Consider the following 21720-nt stretch of genomic DNA (forward strand, 5'->3'; position numbering starts at 1 on the left):
AGAAAAATAACCGTATTATGAGGGTGTAAAAACTGGTATCAGCGAAAAGAAAAGAACTGCACTCCCTCGATAAGAGATTAAACTCTTAGAAATCGGGGAAAAATCCGGCTCTTAGGATTTTTCCGAAAGCAACACTATTTGCGAAAACAGCCATGTGAAAAGGACTGATGCCGTATGGCCCTCAGTCCTTTATCCAATCAACCGATGACCGGCAAAAATTACAGTTGTCTAAGCTCTTGCTTGATTTCAGTCTTTGATTTCGTTTTTTCATCAATTTCTTTAATGACTTTGGCCGGGGTACCTGCTACAACAGTGTAGGGAGGTACATCTTCTACCACAATTGCGCCCGCTGCCACAACGGCACCTTTTCCTACCGTGACGCCTTCAAGAACCACTGCATTCGCTCCAACCACTACATCGTCTTCGATTACAACCGGCTTTGCAGATGGGGGCTCAATGACACCAGCAAGGACAGAGCCGGCACCGATATGGCAATTCTTGCCCACAGTTGCACGTCCGCCAAGTACAACATTCATATCAATCATTGTACCTTCACCAATCACAGAACCGATATTGATGGAAGCTCCCATCATGATGACAGCATTATCGCCGATTTCCACCTGATCCCTGATAATGGCGCCAGGTTCGATACGGGCTTTAATGCCTTTCATATCAAGCAGAGGAATAGCCGAATTGCGGCGGTCGTTCTCCACTACGTAATCCACTATATCGTTTTTATTGTTTTCAAGTGCTTCAGAAATCTCTGCCCATTCTCCGAACACCACACCGGATTCGCCATTAATAAAGCTTTTTGTATTAGCGCCAAAGTTAATATCCGAAAGGTTTCCTTTCACATATACTTTGACAGGTGTAGATTTCGTGCTATTTTGAATAAATGAGATGATCTCATTTGCATCCATTTGTTTCATTTGAGTAACCCCCTATTAATATGTATATATTCAGAAATCTATTATCCACTTTAACAAATTAAAGGATGAAAGACAAGAATTCTCTATTCTAACCTTTAAAAAATGGATGTGCTGTTTTCCTCTAAAAACTCTTCTACTATTTTCACAAAAGCCTGAACCTGCTTCAGCTGGAAAGCAGAATCATACCCAATAAGCCAGGTGTCCCGGTGAATCGAACCTTTCTTTTCATCCATCAGGGGAATTTTATAAAGATTTTCCTCCGCCCCGTTCAACGTAATTGCCGGCAGAATCGCATATCCTATCCCATTGAATGTCATCTGTTTACATGTCTCTATTTGATCGACTACTATTGTGCGTTTAGGTACTGATTGAAATTGCCGGTGCCACCAGTCCTGTATTTCCTGATAGTAGTTTGAATCACTTTTGAATTGAATGAAAGGACGGTCTGTTTCCAAAACCTCTTCCACCTTCTGAATCTCCCTGTCCACTAAGTACAGCCTGTCAGTGAAAAGGTGGTACTTGGGACCTTTCCAGTCCGCGGTTCCCCGTATGATTCCTATATGCACCTGATCCTCGTATAACGCTTCCAGTATTTCACTGCTCCACCCGGTGATCAAGGAGATTTTAGCATGCGGATAAGCATCTACAAACTTCTTAAGAACTTGGGGAAGCCAATTCTGTCCTACTATGGATGCGCATGCAATCTTCAGAGTTCCATGTACTTTGGACTGCAGGGCCTGAATTTCTTCTTTCACTTTCTCTTCCTTTTGCAGCATTTCCTGGGACAGCTTAACGACAAGCTCTCCAGCAGGTGTTAGAGACAACCCTTTCTGGGACCTGATAAACAGTTTGGTTCCCCACTCCTTTTCAATGTTCTGAAGCCTTTGAGATAAAGCAGGCTGAGAAACAAACAACCTTTCTGCTGCTTTTCTCATATTCATTTCCTGAGCAAGAACAGACATTAATTGATATTCTGAAAAAGCCACAGAGCCTTCACGCCCTTCAATAAGTTTTACTTATATTATATCTTAGTTTTTATGTAATTTCATTATGACCTTTAAGAGAATATACTTTAAACAGAAAGTAATTGTGGCTGACAGAAGATAAATGAGAGGTGATAACATGTTCATTCTCCTTTTGCTGGCAGGATTTTTCACTGCTCTCATAGGAACTATCGCAGGCAGCGGCGGCTTGATCGGCCTTCCGGTCATGCTCCTCGCCGGCCTGCCTATCCATTCAGCTATTGCAACGAGCAAATTTTCAAATACGATCAGCTCATTTTCCAGCTTCGTTTATTTGCTCAGAAAAAGAGAAATACGGTGGAAAGAAGCTTTCTCCATCCTTCCATTTTCATTTGGCGGCGGGATTGCTGGGGGACTGACAGCAGGTTTGCTTTCTCAGCCAACCTTGGAAGCACTGGCCATTATTTTTTTATCGACCGCATTTTCACTAAATTTCATTAAGAAGTCCTCACCCTCCCAGACAGGGGATACCGAAAATCTTAAAGGCATCGGTCCATTTTTAACTGCGATAGGTTTCTATGATGGTATGTTCGGACCAGGTCAGGCAACTATGCTGATGCACACTTTCATTTACAAAGGGGCCTCTTTTATCAAATCCATTGCTTTTACAAGATTCCAAACCTTTATTTCCTGTTCAGCTGCCTTCACAGCTTACCTTTACAACGGACATTTCATCTGGCAGGCAGGCTTGGCTTTTTGTCTTGGCAGCCTCCTGGGTGCACAAATAGCTGTAAGAATCGCCGGAAAGGTCCCCTTGCAGCTGGCAAAAACCGTTTTAAATGTTATGACTCTCACCTTGATCGTTAAGTTGGTTCATTCCTTACTGTTCTAGAAGTTTAAAAACCATGCTCTTCGTTTTTCTTTTTGAATTCCCATATGTGTCTGAAAGGACTTTCGCTTAGTCTGAATCTGGCTCTTGCACACTCAACCCCTCACAGGAAACTTCAAGTAAAGAGCTGTTGATCATTCTTTAAACCTTCAAATAATCAACCATTATCGGAATTTAAAAGGCATCCAGCATTTAATCAAGACTGGATGCCTTTTGCACTCTGAAGACTTTGAATTTCGTTAAGTACCTTCTCAGCCTCGTTTTCCACTGAACTGAAAATTCATTAGGATCTTGCGCCGCGCACAGGATCACCTGCCTGCATCTATTACACCCCTATTTGAACACCGTCATCCTGTTTAATTCGACCTGTCTGGGAGCATCTCTAAATACCTCGGTTCCTAGTTTGTGCCGGCCTCCTCCTTATTGACTGCGTTAATCAATCAAAGTGAACTTCCTGACGTCTCCCATTCAGGTTTTTTTAGGAAGAAATAAAATAAGCAGAAGGCTGATAAGAGCGAAGGAGAACACCCCAATATATACCCAATGAAGAGAAAAAGTCAGGGCAGACTGCAAGGTTTCTCTTAATGGACCGCTGAGTTCACTTCTCTTCTCCTCGTCAAGAAGCATGTTAACTACATCAATGTCAGCTTTCGTATTATCCTTGTTCTCTAAATACTGCTTAATAGAGCTGTTCAGTATCCCGCCGAGCAGCGCCGCTCCCAAGGTGCTTCCCAGGTTTCTCATGAACATGTTGGCAGCAGTGGCAATCCCTCTTTGCTTCCATTCAACTGTACTCTGGATGGATACGATAAAGGATGTAGAAGTCAACCCCATACCTGCTCCCACAAAGAAGGAACCTGCTGCTGCCCATAAAGGCCCTGACTCAGCACCCATGGTGACAAAGAAAATGCTCCCGATGATCAGAGAGAATCCGCCTATCAGCGAAGTCTTATAGTATCCTATTTTCAGCAGTAATCTTCCTGCAACCGTTGCTGCAATCGGCCAGCCGATGGACATTGTAGTCAGAGTGAAGCCAGCCACTGTGGGGCTTCGTTCCATGACTCCCTGAACAAAGGCAGGAAGAAAACTGGAGATTCCTATTAACATCACTCCTGTAGTGAGTGAAACAATATTTGCTATAAAGATAGACCGCTCCTTCCAGATACTGAACGGCATCATTGGTTCCGGAGCTCTTCTTTCCTGAAAAATGAACCCTGTAAAAAAAAGGATGGCTGCAGCAATCAAAGCTATAGCTGCGGGTGAATCCCATGGGATATGGACTCCCCCTTCCACAAGGATGAACATTAATGTGGAAATCGCAACTGTCAGCAATAAAGCCCCAAGGTAATCAATCTTATGCTTTTCCTTCTTTACGTCTTCATGGAGAAACAGCCAAAGGGCAGCAATGGACAATACCCCAAGAGGAATGTTGATCCAGAACACATAATGCCAGCTGACATACTCTACCAGCAAGCCTCCAATTGCCGGGCCGCTGACAGCAGAGATACCCCAGACAGAAGACAAATACCCTTGTATTTTCGCTCTTTCTTCCCTAGTATAAATATCACCGACAATGGTAGTCGCCATTGGAAGAACAGCTCCTGCGCCAAATCCCTGAATCAGCCTGTATAGGATCAGCTGTTCCATTGACTGCGCAAAACCACATAGTATGGACCCTGCCATGAATAACACAATGCCGAATGTAATAATGGGTTTTCTTCCAAATAAATCAGATAACTTTCCATAGATCAATACCGTTACAGCATTCATCAGCAAATAAGCTGAAAATACCCAGCTGTATAAAGAAAAGCCTCCCAAATCCCCTACAATAGCCGGCATGGCAGTGGAAACAATCGTTGCCTCTATTGCACCCATGAACATGGCAAGCATGACTGCTGCAAGTACGAAAGGCCTTTTTGTCCTTTTAGGAGCCTGTCCGATTGAACTGCCATCCTCTTTCGACATCTCACTTCCCCCTCTTCCAGTATTCATCTATTATCAGTAATAAGAGCCCCCGTTATAGGGAGCTCCAGATATCATGCATTATGTATATTACGGTTTAGCTGTTTAAGGATAACTCTCCTGGTCATGATACCTTCAAAAAGACCGTCTTCATCCACTACACAGAGAAACGGATGATCAATTAGAAGCTGAAGCGCTTTAATGAATTTGGTTCGAAGTGAAATCGTAGGAAAATTCACGTCCATGACTTCCTCTACTTTTTTCTCATCCAATTTTTCGAATTCGATATGCTCAAGACCTAGGATTGAATCTGTAATCAAGCTTGAACTGATTAATCCTTCTAGGTGAAATTGTGCATCGAGCACTGGAATGGAAGAATACCCGCTCTTCGTCAAGACGAGCAGAGCGTGTTCCAGTGTATTAGCTTTCTGAACATGAGCAACTTTTTCTGACGGTATTATAAAGTCGGCAATATTCGCTTCCAGGAAATCCTTGCTGTGTAACGAAAACATTATGAACCCCTCACTCTCGTATTAAAAGCTGTTCTCGAATGAATTGCTGCCTCGAGGAAAAATGACCGTTCCCCTATACCCGTACCCTGCAGCTCCACTCCCCGACACATGGTCTGATAACAAGAAGAAGCTATTTTAGATAGGAAGAGCACAGGTGAATTGACTTCTTATCTGCAGCAAAGTTTACGAAAAAAGCTAAATAAAGGCCGACTTATATTGTATCATACTTTAAGGAATATGTTGGGTTTAAAAGACTGTTCAGCCCTTTTTCGTCTCTATATTTTTCTTATGATGTCCACAGAAAGAGCAGTCGAACATTACATTTTGATTTGATAAAGCAGTCAGGACATCTTCCATAACGTTTATTTGGCCGCATGCAGGACAAATGATTTCAGGATTTTTTTCAGTATTCATTCTATCACCTCTATCATTAATTTTCGTCATGCTTGTTATTTCTATACCCCCACTCTCCTTTTCATACGGGGACCAGCGTAAAATAGCAGAAAAGCAAGACAAGCAAATTAACAACAAATTTCACAAAAGGAGCATAAAAAAAGAGAAAGCAGTCACATCGATGTGACCACCTTCTCTTCTGCTGAGGACGTTCCTCCCGGTTACTGGGAGTTTTCCTTCTCTTCTTGAAGCAATTCAAAAATCTCGATAGCTGTAATATCGATATCATCGAATGGAAACTTGTTGGCTTTCTTATCATCAGTGTAAACTTCTAATTCAAATGTATCCGTATTAGAAAAATACTTTACCTGACATAGCTTTTTACCATTCACTTCAAAAAAACGCTGTTGTGTTTCACCTGTATCTGTACCATCCTGCAATGATTTTAAACGCTGAATGATCCCCAGAAGCTGAGACATTGACCGTCTCTCCTTTCTTCACTTCATTCTGTCTTATCTTTTACATTATCACAATTTCTATCCTTTCAAAAGATGAGATAAACCGCCATCTGGCTGAAAGGTTTCCTTTTTAAAAACACATACAACTCTATCACACCTTTTAACATAACACCACCACTTTCCCTTCTCAAGAAAAAAACAGAATTTTTTGATTTTGATTTTGAATCAGCTATAATTAACCTCAAAAGAAGCTATAGAAAGGGCACCTGAAGATTAATGCCTTTTCCTCAAAAGGAGACAGTAAAATGATTATAAACAGTGAAGATAGAATATCCATTATTGACCTTTTTGATCTGAACGAACGCTTCAGAACGGGTGCATATATCATCAAAGAAGAAGAAGTGACAGTAATTGAAACTTCTGCCAGCCCCTCTATTCCCCGTTTGATTGAGGGACTGGAACAAATGGGGATTTCATTGGACAGAATAAAAAATATCATTGTAACCCATATTCATTTAGATCATGCTGGAGGTGCAGGTCTGTTTCTTGAAAAATGCCGGAATGCCTCGATTATTGTCCACGAAAAAGGAGCGAGACACCTGATAAACCCAGAAAAACTTGAAGCAGGTGCAAGACAGGTATATGGAAAGGATTTTGATCGCTTATTCCATCCTATCACCCCTGTACCCCCAGAAAGGGTCATCATAAAAAAACACAATGAACAACTTCCACTAAGCCCTGACAGTACTTTGACCTTTTTCGATACGCCGGGTCATTCACGGCATCACTTTAGTATATATGATAATAAATCCAAAGGAATATTCACTGGGGACACTGCGGGAATCAATTATGGATACACCTTGGAAGGGGAAGCTCTTTATTTGCCGTCCACTTCTCCTAATCAGTTCAACCCCGAGGAGATGATTCAATCACTTGCTCTTTACAGTGAATTAGAATTGGACAGAATTTACTTCGGACATTTTGGTATTTCTGAAGAGCCGGCAAAAGTTTTGACAGAGATAAAAAAATGGTTGAAAATATTTATGGATACTGCTATTCGAATCACTAAAGAAAACAAACCAGAAACACAGCTTCCTGCATTGACAGAAGCACTAAAAAAAGAAGTCCTGAATTCAGATGACAGGCTGAGAGGAAATGAGGATTTCCTCCGTCTGCTGGATTTGGATATGAAGGTTTCAGCCATGGGCCTTATCGACTACCTTAATAAAACCCAATCTAAAAAGGAAGTGTGAAGATTGAAGCAAAGAAACATCACGGTGTATACGCAGCCAGACTGCCCTCCATGCACTTTCGTCAAGGAACTTTTAGCCCATCATAGTATTCCTTACACAGAAAAGGATATCAAAAAAGATCCTGTCTTCAGAAAAGAATTATTAGAGAAGTACAAAGCAATGTCAACTCCTTTGGTACTGGTAGATGATGAAGTATTATACAGCTCTGATCTAGCACAACTTGCTGAATTGCTGAAAATAAACAAAAAAAATTGACACATCTTGTGTCAAATTGCATTCTCAGATAATATTTGAAAAGTACCGGCTGTCATCAAGGAAATAGCCTTGAAAAATAATGTACAGTTTGTTTCTATAGGAAACAGAAAGGGGAGATGAAACACCCTCCCCTTCTGCCGTTTCCAATTCTTGAACTTCTTCAGTCGAGGAAGCTTCTTTTCCGTTCTCTCTCATTTCCAGTTCTTTTGGGAGTGTAAAGAAAATATCATCCACTTTCAAATCGCCATTTTCTGTTACCAGTTTAACCCCCTGATACCCGTCCTCAAAGTAAACAGGTCCTTCTTCATAAGTAATATATTCATACAGGTAGACAGTTTCACCCTTCTTAACAGCTTCTGTTTTGTCTGTATAGCTGAAATTGGGAATATAATAAGAGGCAAAGTCTGAGCCGAAAGTCTGGAAGCCTTCATCCGTTTCAATGACATTTTCCAATACGAATTTCTTCTTGAAACTTTCCGTAAAATGAGTATTTAAGATAGCGTCAATTTCGTTCATTTCCCTCGGTTTTTCACTCAAAGATACCTGCTTATTAAATGAAGTTTCAACCCTTTCAAAAATTCCATCTTTCTCCAGGGCGGTCGCAGGTTCAATGAATATGATACAAAAAATAGCTGAAATCAATACTGCGGTTAGTTTCTTAAATTTTTTCATCATCTTTATCTTCTCTCCTTTGGATTTCTTTTCCATTGTAGCAACCCTTGCATGTCGATAGTATGTAAATCATTCGCATTTTACTAACAAAAGCAGACAGATTCATTTATTAATTTCATTTATTCTGTTTCCCTTTTGTCATATTTGTAAAACTAAAAAGACAGTAAAGAATAATTTACCAGTTTTTTAATGTCAAGTTTTCTCTCTGAGGAAAGGGTTGGATGCTGGAACTGGAAGAGCTTCTCTTCGTTCAGAGTGAAAACCTTAGTATACAGGCGAAAATCGGGCTTTTAACATTCCACAAAAAGAAGAAGACTGCATCAGCACATGATACACTCTTCTCCTCTGAATCCTGCTTATTCTTTTCTCTTTTTATAAGGCTCATTTCGCAGACTTTGCTGCTATTAACATAAAAATCGTAAAATAACACCATACTTCATCGAAAATATCATAGCAAGAAAGCAAAGAGCTGCTCTACTCCTGCAGAGAGAAAAGCCCCAGTACCACGGCAAAAATCCAGCTCTTGGAATCTTCCCGAAAACGACAATCTAAACGAATACACCCTCTAATATTTACAAATATTCACACAGCGTATAAATCAACCGCTTTATAAATGATAAATAATATAACAAGTACAGCAGCAATTAAATACGTTAGAAAAATTGGATTCCTTGTATAGGGATGCTCCTGTACCTTATCCGGCAGATCTGTATCAAGTTCATTTTTTAATGCTTTCTGCTGACGAGCCACCTTAAGTGTGTATAAAAAGGACAGAACAAGCACGCCTGCACTAATCAGCATAAGGACCATAATAAAACTGCTCATCATACCACCCCTTAATAAGCTTTTAAGGTTAAGGTGCCCACTGAAGCATCAACTATTCTGTATTCTAATAATGTATTCCATCCTGGTCATACAAGAAATCATAGGCCAAGTCCATAAAAAGATAGTGGTTCTCGCCTAATGGGTAGGAAAAAGTCCTGATCATCTCACCCGTTTCAATATCACTGTAAGAATCTGAAAGCAATCCTGCATTCTTATTTTGCATCCTCATGATGTTTTCAAGAAAATACGGCCTCCAACTCCAGTTTTTCCCTTTAAAACCGTCAAGTGCTTCCCACCCGCTATTTTCCCTGATCAGGTTCTCCGTCAACTGAAAACCGTTTCCGTCGCAAATGTACAGGCGGAAGAATTTATCCCCAACGATCTTGGAGAGGCTGATAATCAAGCTGTCTAAATTATTCATTTGTTTTTTTAGTTGGTTGATATGCTCATTGGTTTCCCTCTGAAGAAGCTGCGCAAGACCATGGACTGCTTTTAAATGTCTCTTTTCATGTTCTATATACTCCTGACACTTGGTCTTTAACTTTTCCCGCAGGATTTCTTTTTTCAGAAAATGGGCTGACGGTTCCTGGAGATAAAAGCCCTGATAATACCTTCCGCCATTCTTCCAGGCAAAGTGAAGCTGATAGTCCAATTCAATATTTTCAAAAAGAAGTGTCGAACCAATTTTTCTGGCCAGCATCGACAGGCTGTATAAAATATTGTGAAATGCAGTGTTGCCTGCTTCTTTCCGCAAGTGCTGAAGATCAACCTTCATAATATCAGGGCTGACTTTGGCAAGCCTTTCCCACTGATCGCTGTCTCCACCTATATTATCTATGGCAATTTTGATTCCATACGTTTTATAATACTGAATTAAATGAAATAACTGCTCAAAATCCCCTCTGAACGTTTTCTCTGATATCTCGAGAACGATTCTCTCTAATTCTAACCCTTTGGAACAAAAGCGCAGTAAAAGCTCTAGAAGTGATTGCCCTCTATCTGCCATTAGCAGGTTAGCATCCCGGTTTACAAAAAAACTTGTGGAAATGCCCTCGTTCAAGGATTTCTCTAAAGCCTGTGACAAAATATAATTATCCGCCTCTATCCGATATTCATCAGGAATGTCCTCATCAAGGAAAAATGGCCCCAAGCTGATGATTCCTTGGTCAGACTGATATCTTCCCAATATTTCATATCCCATAATGGTATGTTCATCTGCACTGAATACCGGTTGAAAATAAGGAAAAGCCCTATTCAAATTCGCTATAACTTCCAATGGATCCATCTTCAACCACTTCCCATACGATAAAATATTATTGAGTATATCATATCCTGATGCTTCAGAGAGAGAAATGATGACTGGTTTTTTTATTTAGCTTTCAGCCATGATTGTGACTGATGGAGTGGTAAACTAAAAAACAGAGCCTGCTGTTCAGCGGCTTACAGATTAAGTAAGAGCGTTTTTCCGTTAATTCCGTTTATCCAAACAGAAGTAACTGCTGGCAGGCCCTTTTTACCATATTATATAAAAAGCAGGCTCTTGGAGAAGGATCTATTAAAGCAGTCAAGAACAAAAGCGGAAGCGCCTCTTTCAGCCCCAACAGGCAAATGTTCTCAAAAGAAAAAAAGGCGGTCTTTCCTTTTATTCTCTTGAGGTTATTTGACCCCGAGGGGCTAGGCGCTGCAGCAGGACGCGGATAATGTAATCCACAAAAGAGGAGTTTGTAAAAGGCTGTTTTCGCAAAGATTGTTGTTGGGTAAGGTGCAGCCTTATCCCATCCCAAATATCTAAGCACTCAAGAAAGAAAAGAGCTTCCTCCAAGGGAAATACTTAGGGAAGCGGGATAATTCTACACGGGCAAGGACACCTAACATAGAAAAACGACTCCTGGTGTCACCCAACCAGCTCTCGAGGGACACCTAACACAGAAAAACAGACTCCTGCTGTCACTCAACCAGCTCTCGAAGGACACCTAACATAGAAAAACGACTCCTGGTGTCACCCAAMCMGCTCTCGARGGACACCTAACAGCGAAAAACGACTCCTGGTGTCACCCAAACCGCTCTCGAAGGACACCTAACATAGAAAAACGACTCCTGGTGTCACCCAAACCGCTCTCGAAGGACACCTAACACCGAAAAACAGACTCCTGGTGTCACTCAAACCGCTCTCGAAGGACACTTAACACAGAAAAACAGACTCCTGGTGTCACTCAACCAGCTCTCGAAGGACACCTAACACAGAAAAACAGACTCCTGGTGTCACTCAACCAGCTCTCGAAGGACACCTAACAGCGAAAAACGACTCCTGCTGTCACTCAACCAGCTCTCGAAGGACACCTAACAGCGAAAAACAGACTCCTGCTGTCACTCAACCAGCTCTCGAAGGACACCTAACATAGAAAAACGACTCCTGGTGTCACTCAACCAGTTCTCGAAGGACACCTAACACCGAAAAACAGACTCTTGGTATCACTCAAACCGCTCTCGAGGGACACCTAACACAGATAAACAGACTCCTAGTGTCACTCAACCAGTTCTCGAAGGACACCTAACAGCGAAAAACGACTCCTGCTGTCACTCAACCAGCTCTCGAAGGACACCTAACAGCGAAAAACAGACTCCTGGTATCACTCAAACCGCTCTTGAGGGAAACCTAACAGCGAAAAACGGTCACCTGGAGTTTTTAGGATACAATTTCTCTCTAAACAGAAAGAGTAGCTCTTTACTCCCTTGCTTATCCGGTTATTAACAGTGAATAATGGAGTTCTCTTATAAAAATAGATTAATTAGCAACAAAGTTTACGAAAACAGGCAATAAAAAAAACCAGCCATGAAGCTGACTGGTTGAGATATACTTAAAATGGAAAGCGGTTAAGCCACTGTCCCCCGTCCATTGTAACACATTCTCCGTTGATATAGGCTGCGCTGTCTGAAGCCAGGAAATAGGCTAGTTCAGCTATTTCTTCAGGAGTACCCAATCGTTTTAACGGCACACTGTCAATTGTCCTTTTGGCCGCTTCCTCTGATTCCCACAGCTTTTCGGCCCCGCCAGTCCTTTCAATTGGACCTGGTGCAATAGCATTCGTTCTAATCCCATATTTATGACCCCATTCGACAGCTAATGTTCTTGTTAAAGAGAGTACTCCGGCTTTTGCTGCAGCTGAATGGGCAACTCCTGCACCGGCATTCCAAGCATATGTAGCTACCATATTGATAATGTTCCCTTTCGTTCCAGTCTCTTTCCAATAATTGGCCGCTGCATGAGAGCAGAAAAATGTGCCGTTCAATACAATGTCGATGACCGATTTCCATCCGTTAGGAGTCAATTTTTCAGCAGGCACAATGAAATTCCCTGCTGCATTATTAATTAAAGTATCAACGCTGCCGAATTTTCCTGCTGTAAATTCAATCATCTTTGCTGCATGTTCAGGCTCCCTGACATCCATTTGGAAGACCTCCATTTTTCCAGATAAAGAAGCAAATTCTTCTTTAGTCTTTTCAAGCCTTCCAAGGTCCCGTCCAGTAATGACCACATTATTTCCTTTCTCCAAAAAGTGTTTCGCCATATATTTCCCCATGCCGTTTGATCCGCCAGTTACTATCACTGTTTTCATCTCTAATCCTCCCAATAAATGAATGATCACTCATTTTATTCATGTCAGAATTATATAACAATTTAGTCTTTATGAAAACACTTACAGCAGAAAAAACTCTTTGCTTTTTTGAATTAATCATATTACAGGGAGTTCCGGTCTCTAAATTTAATATTTCTATAGAGAAGGCTGTTTTCGCAAAGATTGTGCCTGCTTTAAACGAAATGGATTTCCGCTCCAGGCGGGCGACTCCGCGGGCCGGGCGGTGAAGCAAAAGCGGAAGCGGCCGTTCAGCGACGTACAGATTTTAGGGCTCTCGCATGAGATAAAGGAATCACGAAGAGCGATAGCGATTCGAAGATGACTTATCTATATAAAGTGAGCGGGGAATCCCCGGGAAAGCATAGTTAAAAGTTATCCGCATAGGTTGAATTTCTTTCACTTCCTAAAATCAAAAGGCACAATGAATTATTTTCTATGGCTATTTATTCCGGCTAAAAAACGTGGAGAAATAAGCGGAGAAATTCCGCTTATTTAAGTCACAGCTGAAAATATAGCTATATTAAGCGAAGAAATTCTGCTTATTTTCAAAAAAGATGCGAAAATAGTTCGTTTCACTATGCTTAAGCGGAAATATTCCGCTTATATACCCTAAATCACATTCAATTCTTAAGCTTAACCGGAAAAACTCCGCTTATCTTAAGCTTTATTAATGCCAATCAGCAAGGGTATTTCCCCTCCTGCTTGAATGACATGTAGTGATAAAGAACCGGCTTTTTCTTTAGAAAGAGGATGTTCTATACCACGCTATAAGCTCTCTGGAACTCCGGGCATAGCCAGGGGTTTTCAAGACCAACAAACAAAGAAGCCGGCGTGAATTAAGTTCACACCGGCTTTCAGTCTATATAAAATTAAAAGCTTAAATTTAATCCTGACTATTTACGAGCAGCTGATGAAGCTGGGCCAATGTCCGAATGATTGTCTTTTTACGGTTGTATCCTTTAGAATCGACGGTTATGTCGTTTAATTGTACAACTACTTGTCCCCACGATCCAAATGGCTTAAATCCGTAAACGAAAACCTTCACCTCACCCTGATCTGTTGGCAGGATGATCATTTCCATTTGTTCATGCTTCGTCATAAAACATACTCCTTTGCTGTTAAACTCTGGGCAAGCAACGCTAAGTACCATTACACTAAAAGTAAATTATCCTCCTGCCTTTTGTCAACTTATAGTTTTCTTCCTCAGCATATAGGAGAGTTTGTCTAACCCTATTAACCATTGAACTCTATGCACTCATTAATCTGTCTGACAAGCAAGACCGTGATGGTCTTAAAAATCTCTCGATCAGCTTTCCAAATAAAGATGTTTGTATGCTTCTTCTTTTAATTCGAGCTGACTGTTAATTGGAGGTGTCCCATCCTTTCGCTGCACATAATGATAATTCCCCTCTGAATCCTGTTTTCTGGCTTTCATATTGTCTGACAATGATAAATCCAGGATTTCCAGAAGCCTCTTCTTAATGCTTCCTCTATAAATCGGGAACAAGATCTCTACCCTTTTAATCATATTCCGGGTCATCATATCCGCAGAAGATAAATACATTTTCCCTTCCCCATTATGATGAAAATAATAAATCCGGCTGTGTTCCAGGAACCTCCCTACAATACTGAGGACTTGAATATTGTCACTGACTCCTCTAATACCTGGGCGCAGACAGCAGATTCCCCTGATTATCAGGTCGATCTTCACCCCGGCTGCTGAAGCTTCATACATTTTCATAATAAGTTCTTTATCGGTCAATGAATTCATTTTGGCAATGATCCGGCCGTTTCCATAAGTCTTATGAGATCTAATTTCCTGGTCGATCAGTCTGATGAATTCATCTCTTATATCAAAAGGCGCAACAACCAAGTGATGAAACTCGGGTTTATCAGTATAACCGCTGAGATAATTAAAGAAGTTTGTGGCATCGATTCCAAACTTTCTCTTCGATGTGATAATGCCCATGTCCGTGTATAGTTTAGCTGTCTGGTCATTATAATTTCCAGTACCCAAATGCACGAATCGGTCAATTCTTCCATGGGTCTTCCTGACAACAAGAGTGATCTTGCTATGTGTTTTCAGGTTGTTCATTCCATAGATAACGTGACATCCCGCTTTTTCAAGCTCTTTAGCCCATTGAACATTATTCTCCTCATCAAACCTGGCTTTTAACTCGACCAGTACTGTTACTTGTTTTCCATTTTCCGCTGCCCTTTTTAATGCATCAATGACAGGGGAATCGCCACTGACCCTGTATAATGTCTGCTTTATTGCAAGTACATTGGGATCATCTGCAGCCAATGAAACAAAATCAACAATCGGTTCAAAAGATTCATAGGGGTGATGGAAGAACAGATCTTCATGAAAGGCTTTTTCGAAAAGATTTTCGTAAGATTGCAAATCCCTTGGAGGCTGGGGAATAAATACTTCAAAGGATAAGTTATCCCTCTTTTTCTTTAATTTGCTGATAAAACTGAATAGAAATGTCAAATCAAGAGGCCCCTTGACCTTATAGACATCCTTGCTGTGGATTTCAAGCTCCTCCAGCAGGTACTTAAGGACTTTTTCATTCATGGTTCCTTCTTGAACCTCCAGGCGTACCGCTGCTCCCCATTTCCTTTTTTTCAGCTCTTTCTCAATCTCCAGCAGCAAATCTCTGGCGCCTTCTTCGTGTATCGTCATATCCGCATTCCTGGTGATTCTAAAAGCACTTGCTGATCTGACGTTATACCCCTTGAAAACTTTATCAATGAAATGGATGATCACTTTCTCCAGCAAAATGTACATTTCTTCCCCAGCTTCGGAAGGAAGGGAGATTACTCTGTCCAGTACAGAAGGCACTTGAACAAGCGCAACCTTTTCCCTCTCTTCCTCATCTTCCGCTTCTGGATTCTCCAGGATCACCACAAGATTAAGACTCTTGTTCAATAGCATGGGAAATGGACGGTAGGCATCCACTGCCATGGGAGTAAGAACAGGAAAGATTTGTTCCTCAAAAAAGATTTCCAGGAAAGTCATCTGTTCAAGGTTCAAGTCCTCAATATTCATGAGGTGAATCTTCTCATCATTCAACTGAGGAATGATCAGGTTGGTAAATGTCTCATCCTGAAGTTCCACCAGCTCATGGTTCTTGGTTGAAATCGCTTCAAGCTGTTGTTTCGGCGTTAATCCCGCTTTATTTTCTGGTTTATTATAGTTGGCTTTCACCTGATCCTTTAACCCGGCTACTCTGACCATAAAGAACTCATCTAGATTGGAACTGAAAATCGCCAGGAATTTCATTCTTTCCAGAAGGGGGTTATGGTCATCCAAAGCTTCTTCCAATACCCTTTCATTAAAAGCCAGCCAGCTCAGTTCCCTGTTATTATAATAGTGAGGCGAATCAAATTGTTCTGCCTTCATCTCGTCGTCTCCCCCTCTCTTACTTTTTTTATCTATCATTTTTTATCCTAGCAAATGCAGAATTGGCATTTATTAAGAAACAGTTAAATTTTTGTTAAGTTAGTCTTTTTAAAGTCAATGTTTATATCAGTTCTAAGAGCTTTTTCCAAATGCCTCTTTTGCTTTTCTGTCTGATATTGTTCTGCAAGAAAATCACCTTGACAATGCACAGAGAAGTTTAGAGAGCCGCCGATTTTCGTGATATTCAGTTCTCTAACAATATTTCTTTTCGTCGCATTCAGGCTGTAGGCCAGCTTCAGCACAGCACCCATTTCTCTTATCTTCTTCATTTCTTCTTTTGTGAACCATTCAGAGAATAACTTAAGGTATTGCTTTAGGGATAACTTGTTTTTAAAAGAAGAAATGCTTGCAAGCTGCACTCTTTCTTTGTGAAAAAACCCATTGATCGATCGATTCGCCATGATATAGAATGTATGCTGTGAACTGGACTCAGAATCAATATATTCACCCAGGTAATATAAAGCGGCACCATACTGAAGTATTTTTAGATCTTCCGCTTCAAGCTGCCAGTAACCTGATTTTGACAGCTGTTTCCATGTTTCTCCCGCCAGGAAAATCATTTGCTTTGAATGAGATTCGTTGATGCCGAACTCATGGCATAGTTCTTTTATGCTCAATTCAATGACACTATCGCGGTTCAGCATCTTCTCACCGGTTTCATTTGCCATCTCTATTACCAGGCCATCTCTGAGTCCTTTCCTGCTGACCATAAAATAAGAGGCATCTGTATAGTTGAACAGCTGATGGAAAACTTCTGCAGCAGGAAGTATGATATCAGCCCTGTCTTTTGAAAGTCCTTCAACTTTTTCAATTTCTTGATAGTTCAAGGGAAAAAGCTGATCACGTATGGATGTGATGGTATTGCCTGAGAGGATATACTGATGCACCCCTGCTATTTCATAGTCCCTTTGCTGCTGATCGATCTGAGCGATATTCCTTGCACTTCCCCCAACCCCAACGATTGGGACTCTTTTATTTTTCAGCCAGGGAAGTTTAGAGAATTCACCCTGTAAAAATTGGATAAGATTTCTTCTTTCCTCTTCTGTGATAGAATCACCTTTTATAAACTGTTGTTTCAATGAAACGACACCAAAAGGATAACTGTGTGACTGCTTCAGTTTTCTATCTTCAAAAAAAGTGATTTCAGTACTTCCTCCCCCAATATCTATTGTAAGGGCTGTATCGGCAGGGGTTGTGGAAATAACAGCGAGATACCCATAAAAAGCCTCCTGCTCTTCTGATAATATTTCGATATCCATCTCCGTTTCCCTCTTGACTGCAGAAATAATCTCTTCCCTGTTACGAGCCTGCCTGATAGTGGCCGTTGCGACACACCTTGCTGCAGGAATTTCATGAAACTCGAGGATTTCACTGAAACTTTTTAATATCTTAAGGAGTTTATTAACTCCCCCGCTGGATAAATTCATGTCTTCCCCTAAATAGGTCCTTAATCTCGCCACGGCTTTAACATTTTCTATCTCTTTATACCTGCCATCTGAATAGTGGCTGTAAATAACCAGGCGGATTGTGTTAGACCCTATATCTACTATTGCGCTTTTACTCATTTTCATCATCCTAATTAAAATTATAGTATGGCTGTCATTTTTTTCCCAAGTATTCCTTATTTGCTTATGTACCATGCTTATCTTGATAATCTTAATTGAAACTTACTATCCATACCATATATTATTTACCTGATTTAGGGTAAATTTAATCTTAAAAGTTACAAGGATATATATATATGTTGAAAATTAGTTATTCTCATTCATTTCATTTACCCATTTTATATTTTCCGAACTTTCCAATCACAGAAAAAAAAGGTATAATAGAATAAACCTATTCCCAACTTAAGGAAGGAGTCAATATTTTGCGAAAATCCCAAGATTCATCCCCCCATACTACTACAGTAGAAAGCCTCTCCCAAGCTGTTTTTACGGTGAATCGCCACGCCAAAACTGCTATCAATCCGAAGTACTTATATTCATTGAAAAAACAAGCCCTCCAAAAAATGATTAATGAAGGTAAAGCAATGAAAGTAGGATTGCACTTTTCCAATAATCCACGTTTCAGTCAACAGCAGTCCGATGTCCTGGTTGATTGCGGGATGTATACTTTCCATATTCCTCCTGCTAAATCCGATTTTGAAAACCTTCCACACCTTGGAACGCTGGATAAAACAACCCGTAATCCCAAGTGCAGAATGAGCCTGGGGGAAGCCAAAGTGATCCTGGAAAAATATACGGGCATGAAAGAGAAGAAAGAAGCTTCACAGGGTGCCTACGGACGCAGTTACCAGAAACCTGTATTTAAAAAACTTGGTGATAGTTATTAAGAATGAAATCGTAAGCTCCCTGGCAAGGGCATTGTAACTGAACGCAGTGCATACTGGAAATCAATTTGATATATTCTCTGTAAAAAGAAGCAAGGCTGAACAATAACTCAGCTTTGCTTCTTTTTCAGTCTGCACATGATTGGCAGCTCTATAAAATATACTTGTCTATTTTTAAAACCAGTTCATTTATTTGGGGTTTACTCACCTGGTCCTCCGCTCCTACTCTTGCCCCTTTATGTTTTAAATCATCTGTAATCAGCGAAGAGAAGATGATGACAGGCAGCTTTTTCAACCCTGGATGCTCTTTGATGCGTTTTGTAAGGTGATGCCCGTCCATCTGCGGCATTTCGATATCTGTTAATACAAGATTAACAGCATCTTCTATATTTCCCTTGGAAACAGCCAGAGACTCAAGGAAATCATAGGCATCTTTTCCGTTTTCAAAAAACTCAACCTGATCATAACCTGCTTCTGACAAAGTATCATTCAATAATTTTCTTAGAAGAGGTGAATCTTCCGCAGCCACGATCCTTTTTTCCGACCTGGTTCTCTTTCCTAATTTCCTTACTTGCTCAACCTGTATCCCTGAGTCAGGGTTTATTTCAGCCATGATGCTTTCAAAATCCAGCAGAAGCAGCATGTCTTCTCCTTTTTTGATGACTCCTAGGACCTGGGAGCCGCCTCCTTGGTACATATTCGAGGGCTTTTCAATTTGCTCCCATGAAATACGGTGAATCTGAGTAACATTTTCCACATGAAATACAACTCTTAATTGATTGAATTCCGCTACTATGTATTTATCTTGTTTATTTTGTACTCCATCCTCTACACCAAGCACTTTTTTCATATCAATAACAGGGAGGACTTCCCCTCTTAACTGGATGATCCCTTCCATGAATGGATGAGCATGCGGGATTGATGTGACCGGCAAGGGCTGTATAATTTCCTTCACTTTGATCACATTGATTCCGTATTTATTTCTGCCTACTTCAAATTCGACGATTTCCAATTCGTTGGTACCTGATTCCAGCAGGATTCCTTTATCTTCATTCATAATTTCAGCATCCTTTCCTTTTGTCGATACTGTACAAGACTGCAGGTACATCTTTAAGACCTTTTATCGCTGTTAGATTAGTGTGGCAGCAGATTTCTTTCAACTGATTTTACAGAAGACGGTACTGCTGACGAAAAATTCAATACAGCGATGATTCTCTATAAGTATATCGGCAGCAGACCCCTTTTTCTAAAGGCTGCAGCTGCATTTTGTAAAGTTAATTTCGTGATACAGAAAAATAGTGCTCTTGAAGACATAAGCATAAATTGAAAAGGCTGTATTCGCATATATTGTTGCTTTCAGAAAAACTTCAAGAATTGGATGACTCTGCTCACACGAGGGCGGTATTACCCAACAACCTTTATAAAAAAAGCGGGATTGAAGGCCCAATCCTTACTACAAGAACCAGAGGGTTTTAAATAAGGGAACATTTTACCTTTAGATGCAGTCTTCAGCTCATTTTGCTGATGAATAAGAGAAGATTTTTCCCTTACTTGAAAAAAGCCTCCTTTTTTGGAATTATAACTTATTAAAAGAGGATTTTTCCTCTATTAAAGCTATTATGGGTGCTATTTAGTAATTAAGGGAGGTTTATTCCACTATTTAAAAAGCTATCTTCTAAAGATTTTTTTCGCATAAATTTTTACTATTGGAAAAAAGCAAAAGCTGGATTCTTCTAGGAATAGCAGCTCTTTTCTCTCTTGCAAACCAGAAAATTCCTAATACATTATGTATTTCCTTTTAAAATCCCAAAAGTTTACGAAAACAGTCAATAAGAAAGACGAAATCTACAATTGATTTCGTCAGTGGAATATAACCATCCCTGCTATTTGAACCAAATAGTTTTAAGGAACGTTAATGCATATTTCATTACTTCAAACGTATTTTACGTCTTTTCTTCCTTTTTCTTATACCAAAGTGAAGCCAGCCAATTTTTACGAAAAATAGAAACATCCCCATTGCTATTAATCCCATTACTCCAAGAACAACAAAATAGCCATTCCTCTCTTCCAGTTCAGGCATATAAACAAAATTCATGCCGTACAGGCCCGCAATAAATGTTAACGGCATAAAAATGGTTGTGATGACAGTAAGGGTCATCATTATATTATTCATTTTATCTGAATTGATGGAAAGGTAATTATCACGGATATCGGATGAAAATTCCCTGTATGACTCAAGCATTTCCACCAGCTTCAACAAGTGATCGTAAACGTCATTGTAATAAAGATGGTGATCTTTAAGAAAGTTCAGCTTACCTGTGTTCAAGATCCTGTACATCAAGTCCCTCATTGGAACGAGTGATCTGCGAAGTTTGGACATATCATGCCTGATATCAAAAAGGCGCTCCATGATTGCTGAAGTATTCGTATTTTCGAGAACATCCTCAATTTGGTTCAAGCTGTCTTCAATCTTGTAAACAAGCGGAAAGAAGTCATCCACCAGGCCATCTATTATTTCATGCATAATATTATATGTAGTATACTTCCCGCTTTTCATCTTATCTGTATTGTTCCAAGTACTCTCCACAATATCAACAGGCTGTTTATGGAAAGTGACAATGAACTTATCACTGACAAACATATTCACTTCATGAAAGTCGAGTGTCTTATGATCAATCGTATGCATGAGCAGGAAAAAGTAATCATCATAAAAATCAAGTTTAGGTCGTTCACTGAACTCTTCTATACAATCCTCTATGGCCAGAGGATGGAATTGAAAAAAATCATGCAGCTGTTGAGTTTCATTGCTGTCTGGCTGGACAAAGTCCACCCAAAACCATTGATTATCTTCTCTGCTTACTTCTTCTAAGGGAATATCGCGTCTTACATCCCCATTTTCCTTCACAACTATAGTCCTTATCATAACGTTCTCCCCAGACTCCGTGTTCTCTTTTGTAGAATTCACTTGCCCTTCACCAGTACGATTTATTGCTTATCACAGGAACTGATCCACTTTTTATGCGGGCTTTTTGTAAACTGCTGCTATTCCATACAATCCCCCCAAAAATAACACCATAATTGAGCGGTGATACCCTTATAAGCTGCTCTCGCCGTAGAGGGACAACCTTAGTATTAGGGAAATCCGAAAGCGGCAGCATATACAAAAGCAGCCAGGCT

19 protein-coding genes are annotated in these 21720 nt (G+C 40.4%); 4 read left to right on the forward strand and 15 right to left on the reverse strand.

The window, feature by feature from the left end; genetic code table 11:
- Positions 1-218: 218 nt before the first annotated feature.
- Complete coding sequence (gene dapD / locus FZC79_RS02485; RefSeq protein ID WP_148945290.1) at positions 219-929, reverse strand: 2,3,4,5-tetrahydropyridine-2,6-dicarboxylate N-acetyltransferase; 711 nt, start codon at positions 927-929, stop codon at positions 219-221.
- Positions 930-1024: 95 nt separating this feature from the next.
- The gene (locus FZC79_RS02490; protein ID WP_148945291.1) at positions 1025-1891 is read right to left on the reverse strand and encodes a LysR family transcriptional regulator; all 867 of its coding nucleotides are present in this window, start codon (positions 1889-1891) and stop codon (positions 1025-1027) included.
- A gap of 160 nt (positions 1892-2051) precedes the next feature.
- On the opposite strand from FZC79_RS02490, the gene FZC79_RS02495 reads away from it, so the two are divergent.
- Positions 2052-2783 carry a sulfite exporter TauE/SafE family protein gene (locus FZC79_RS02495; RefSeq protein WP_148945292.1) on the forward strand — a complete coding sequence of 244 codons (732 nt, stop codon included), beginning with the start codon at positions 2052-2054 and terminating at the stop codon, positions 2781-2783.
- 465 nt (positions 2784-3248) lie between these two features.
- On the opposite strand, the gene FZC79_RS02500 is transcribed toward FZC79_RS02495, so the two are convergent.
- The 4 genes from FZC79_RS02500 to FZC79_RS02510 form a co-directional block, all read right to left on the reverse strand.
- Entirely contained in the window at positions 3249-4745 is a 1497-nt protein-coding gene (locus FZC79_RS02500; protein ID WP_148945293.1) for an MDR family MFS transporter, read from the reverse strand.
- Positions 4746-4816: 71 nt separating this feature from the next.
- On the reverse strand, positions 4817-5254 hold the full coding sequence (cbpB, locus tag FZC79_RS02505) for a cyclic-di-AMP-binding protein CbpB (protein ID WP_148945294.1): 438 nt from the start codon (positions 5252-5254) through the stop codon (positions 4817-4819).
- Between the two features lie 258 nt (positions 5255-5512).
- A complete protein-coding gene (locus FZC79_RS22925) occupies positions 5513-5668 on the reverse strand; it encodes a hypothetical protein (protein WP_187442626.1) in 156 nt (51 codons plus the stop codon).
- A 200-nt stretch (positions 5669-5868) separates the two neighbouring features.
- A complete protein-coding gene (locus tag FZC79_RS02510) occupies positions 5869-6126 on the reverse strand; it encodes a YkuJ family protein (RefSeq protein ID WP_113928979.1) in 258 nt (85 codons plus the stop codon).
- Positions 6127-6410: 284 nt separating this feature from the next.
- Here FZC79_RS02510 and FZC79_RS02515 point away from each other — a divergent pair, with 284 nt between their 5' ends.
- Complete coding sequence (locus FZC79_RS02515; protein ID WP_148945295.1) at positions 6411-7358, forward strand: MBL fold metallo-hydrolase; 948 nt, start codon at positions 6411-6413, stop codon at positions 7356-7358.
- Positions 7359-7361: 3 nt separating this feature from the next.
- Positions 7362-7613 carry a glutaredoxin family protein gene (locus FZC79_RS02520; protein ID WP_148945296.1) on the forward strand — a complete coding sequence of 84 codons (252 nt, stop codon included), beginning with the start codon at positions 7362-7364 and terminating at the stop codon, positions 7611-7613.
- A gap of 24 nt (positions 7614-7637) precedes the next feature.
- On the opposite strand, the gene FZC79_RS02525 is transcribed toward FZC79_RS02520, so the two are convergent.
- The 7 genes from FZC79_RS02525 to ppx all read right to left on the reverse strand — a co-directional run bounded on the left by FZC79_RS02525 (position 7638) and on the right by ppx (position 17779).
- Positions 7638-8288, reverse strand: coding sequence for a DUF3993 domain-containing protein (locus FZC79_RS02525; protein WP_187442612.1), 651 nt, complete (start codon positions 8286-8288; stop codon positions 7638-7640).
- 579 nt (positions 8289-8867) lie between these two features.
- A complete protein-coding gene (locus FZC79_RS02530; RefSeq protein ID WP_252183220.1) occupies positions 8868-9110 on the reverse strand; it encodes a hypothetical protein in 243 nt (80 codons plus the stop codon).
- A gap of 64 nt (positions 9111-9174) precedes the next feature.
- The gene (locus FZC79_RS02535) at positions 9175-10395 is read right to left on the reverse strand and encodes an EAL domain-containing protein (protein WP_148945298.1); all 1221 of its coding nucleotides are present in this window, start codon (positions 10393-10395) and stop codon (positions 9175-9177) included.
- A gap of 1573 nt (positions 10396-11968) precedes the next feature.
- Positions 11969-12727: a 2,4-dienoyl-CoA reductase gene (gene fadH / locus FZC79_RS02545; RefSeq protein ID WP_148945300.1), complete on the reverse strand. Its 759-nt coding sequence runs from the start codon at positions 12725-12727 to the stop codon at positions 11969-11971.
- Between the two features lie 904 nt (positions 12728-13631).
- Positions 13632-13847 (reverse strand): hypothetical protein, encoded by a 216-nt coding sequence (locus tag FZC79_RS02550; RefSeq protein WP_148940505.1) that lies wholly within the window; start codon positions 13845-13847, stop codon positions 13632-13634.
- Positions 13848-14054: 207 nt separating this feature from the next.
- The gene (locus tag FZC79_RS02555) at positions 14055-16154 is read right to left on the reverse strand and encodes an RNA degradosome polyphosphate kinase (protein ID WP_148945301.1); all 2100 of its coding nucleotides are present in this window, start codon (positions 16152-16154) and stop codon (positions 14055-14057) included.
- A gap of 83 nt (positions 16155-16237) precedes the next feature.
- Positions 16238-17779 (reverse strand): exopolyphosphatase, encoded by a 1542-nt coding sequence (ppx, locus tag FZC79_RS02560; protein ID WP_252183221.1) that lies wholly within the window; start codon positions 17777-17779, stop codon positions 16238-16240.
- 299 nt (positions 17780-18078) lie between these two features.
- Here ppx and FZC79_RS02565 point away from each other — a divergent pair, with 299 nt between their 5' ends.
- A complete protein-coding gene (locus tag FZC79_RS02565) occupies positions 18079-18546 on the forward strand; it encodes a YkyB family protein (RefSeq protein WP_148945303.1) in 468 nt (155 codons plus the stop codon).
- Positions 18547-18694: 148 nt separating this feature from the next.
- Here the strand turns inward: FZC79_RS02565 and FZC79_RS02570 are convergent, their stop codons facing one another.
- Positions 18695-19600, reverse strand: a complete 906-nt coding sequence (locus FZC79_RS02570) for a chemotaxis protein (protein WP_148945304.1) — start codon at positions 19598-19600, stop codon at positions 18695-18697.
- Positions 19601-20470: 870 nt separating this feature from the next.
- On the reverse strand, positions 20471-21466 hold the full coding sequence (gene corA / locus FZC79_RS02575) for a magnesium/cobalt transporter CorA (protein WP_148945305.1): 996 nt from the start codon (positions 21464-21466) through the stop codon (positions 20471-20473).
- Positions 21467-21720 lie beyond the last annotated feature (254 nt).

The sequence above is a fragment of the Rossellomorea vietnamensis genome (genome assembly GCF_008180615.1).
Lineage (GTDB): Bacteria > Bacillota > Bacilli > Bacillales > Bacillaceae_B > Rossellomorea > Rossellomorea vietnamensis_D.